General features: G+C 53.9%; 4 protein-coding genes. 2 read left to right on the forward strand and 2 right to left on the reverse strand.

Annotation, left to right across the window (positions count from 1 at the left end):
* Positions 1-45 precede the first annotated feature (45 nt).
* Together R3177_RS14445 and R3177_RS14450 are read left to right on the forward strand one after the other, a co-directional pair.
* Positions 46-612: a hypothetical protein gene (locus R3177_RS14445; protein WP_318971709.1), complete on the forward strand. Its 567-nt coding sequence runs from the start codon at positions 46-48 to the stop codon at positions 610-612.
* 55 nt (positions 613-667) lie between these two features.
* Positions 668-1,774, forward strand: a complete 1,107-nt coding sequence (locus tag R3177_RS14450; protein ID WP_318971710.1) for a transcriptional regulator — start codon at positions 668-670, stop codon at positions 1,772-1,774.
* A 5-nt stretch (positions 1,775-1,779) separates the two neighbouring features.
* Here the strand turns inward: R3177_RS14450 and R3177_RS14455 are convergent, their stop codons facing one another.
* Both R3177_RS14455 and R3177_RS14460 read right to left on the reverse strand, forming a co-directional pair.
* On the reverse strand, positions 1,780-2,238 hold the full coding sequence (locus R3177_RS14455; protein ID WP_318971711.1) for a gamma-glutamylcyclotransferase family protein: 459 nt from the start codon (positions 2,236-2,238) through the stop codon (positions 1,780-1,782).
* Between the two features lie 79 nt (positions 2,239-2,317).
* On the reverse strand, positions 2,318-2,570 hold a 253-nt coding region (locus R3177_RS14460; RefSeq protein ID WP_318971712.1), incomplete at its 5' end, for an RDD family protein.

The raw sequence follows: 2,570 nt of genomic DNA on the forward strand, positions 1-2,570 counted from the left end.
TGGTCAGTTCATGCTGCAGTTTCCGCAACCATAAGGAAATATGCTATGCAAACATCTGCACCTAAAAAACTCTTCTGGCAAAACCCATGGCGTATAGCAGGGTGGGGGCTGATAATCGGCCTGTTGCTGCTACCGCTTATCGCTATGCAATTTACGGCAGAAGTAAACTGGACCGGTTTCGATTTTGTCGCAGCGGCAGTGTTACTCGGCGGTACAGGCTTACTGATTGAATTAGGTTGTCACTATAGCCGCAGTGGCGCTGGCAGGGTGGGTTGGGCGCTGGTGGTGCTGACATCATTGCTGCTTATCTGGATGAATCTGGCGGTGGGTATTATTGGCAGTGAAGATAATCCGGCGAATATGCTGTATTTCGGGGTGCTGGCTTCGGTTGTTATTGGCGCACCGGCGGTCAGGTTCAGGGCAAAGGGCATGAGTTATGTATTGTACCTGACTGCGGCGTTACAAATGACGGTTGAAGTCATCATTCAGCTGGCTGATTTAGGTGCCGCACCGGTATTAAACCTGGCTTTTGCGCTATTGTGGTTACTGGCAGCGGGGTTGCTACGGAATGCGGCAACAAGGCTCGCCGTGCAACCAGGTTCTGGTGCATAATAAAGTAAATGTAATGCAGCCACTTCGCTGCTAAGACCCGGAGTGTATAGGTGTTATGACGGCACAACGCTATTATTTTGCTGATTTTGTGCTGGACCCGGCTGAGCGGCAGTTGTTTTGTGGAGAGCGGCGACTGGAGCTGAATGCCCGCTATCTGGATGCCTTATTACTGCTGGTGCAGGATGCCGGCAAGCTGGTGAGCAAAGAGCGGTTTTTTAATGAAGTCTGGCAAGGCATGGTGGTCACAGACGAGGCGCTGACCCAATGTATTCGCAGCCTGCGCCGCCAGTTGCAGGACAGCGCCAGTGCCCCGCGATTTATTGAAACCGTGCCAAAGCATGGTTATCGCTTTATCGCCGGGGTAAGCTGCTCACAGATCAATGATACTCAGCCATCAGCCGAATCGCCTGTATTCTCGGCAACGACAGCATCTGCCAGCCGGCAACAACAGGTCTGGCAGTGCACCGGACGCGGAACCCTGGGTGCCGCCATTGCCGGTTTAACAGGAGGGGCCTTATATGGGTTGCTTGGTGCATGGCAAGCGCTGTCGAGCGGCAGTCAGGCGCTGTCTGTTTTACTGGTGATGCTGACGGTTACGACTATGATTGCGATCCTCTCCGGCGCAGCCGTGTCGTTCGGCCTGGTTGCGGCAAATCGGTGGCAGCCGCAAAAGCTCAGCTACCTGTTACTCGGTGGTGGTGGTGCAGGGTTATTAATCGGTGCCTTTGTCAGCTTATTACTGCAAGAAGCATTTACGTTGTTTCTGGGACGCAGTCCGGCTCAGATTACCGGTGCCACCGAAGGTTTATTAATTGGCATGGCGGCCGGCATAAGTTACTGGTTACTGTTAACTGCTGGCCAGACCAATAGCCGGCACCGGTTTAGCTATGTTGCACTGTGCCGGGCCGCCGGGCCTGGTTTGCTGGCCGGTTTGCTGATCAGTCTGACCGGCGGTCAGTTACTGGCTGGCAGCCTGGCGCAACTGACCGCGGAATTTCCCAATGCTACTGCCGGTGGTTTGCTGGCGCTTGATGCTTTTAGCCCGGCGCAAGGGCTCAGTGTGGCTGGCGCAGTCAGCGCTATGCTCGAAGCAGGTTTGTTTACCAGCGGCCTGGCGCTGGCATTAACGTTCGAACTGCAACGACCATTGTCAGGGCGTTAGCGGTGCTAATCAGCAAGTTCGTCTGTGATCTCCAGCATCAGTGGGTCCATCAGTCGGTATACCCAGGCAGACTGACCATTTTGCAGTGTTAATTGTACCCGCTCATAGCGCACGCCCAGCCGCTCATACCGGTCAAGGGCCCGCAGTTCAGTACCGCTTACCGTAATCAGCTGCCCATTAGTCACCGCGCCGGGCGCAGGCTTGATGTCCAGCGCTTCTTTCTGATAACCGACAAGGGCTGCCGGTTCGCCATTGCCGGCGCGGCCCATGACCAGCCAGCGAACCCAGGGCTTTTGCAACGTGCCGTAAACAAATACCGGATAGCTGGCGTTATCATCAATTTCTGGCAATTCAACGGTGGGCTGATAACCAAAGGGGCTGGCAAAGGTCAGCCACAGGTAACTGATCGCTAAGATCAGCAGCGCTGACAGCAAAAGCAGCAGATAGCGGATTATTTTTATCATAATACAACCCTATTTAATGTCGGGCAGGGTTTATTATCTTGTCCTGCTCTGCCAGCAGCAGCTGTGCTGCAAGCTGGCTCTATATTTTGAGTACTAAAGTATCGGCGACTTTATCCTGAATCGCTTGCCGGTTCGGGTCCCAGTATATTTGAATAAACCCCAGCAACCCGGTTGCAAAACCGGCGCTGTAGCCGCCCTGGCGACCAAATGCCTGCCACAGCGTCAGCGGTGTGTTATTTAACTGCACCACTTTTATCGCCATAATGGCTTTGCCCACTGTCTGGCCGCCATTCCAGCTGATAAACAAGGTGAAATAAAACACCGCCCAACCA

It is taken from the genome of Arsukibacterium sp. (assembly GCF_033722355.1).
GTDB lineage: Bacteria > Pseudomonadota > Gammaproteobacteria > Enterobacterales > Alteromonadaceae > Alishewanella.

Coding starts and splice junctions, on each gene's coding strand:
- R3177_RS14445 (WP_318971709.1), top strand. CDS start 46: ATGCAAACATCTGCACCTAAAAAACTCTTCTGGCAAAACCCATGGCGT.
- R3177_RS14450 (WP_318971710.1), top strand. CDS start 668: ATGACGGCACAACGCTATTATTTTGCTGATTTTGTGCTGGACCCGGCT.
- R3177_RS14455 (WP_318971711.1), bottom strand. CDS start 2,238: ATGATAAAAATAATCCGCTATCTGCTGCTTTTGCTGTCAGCGCTGCTG.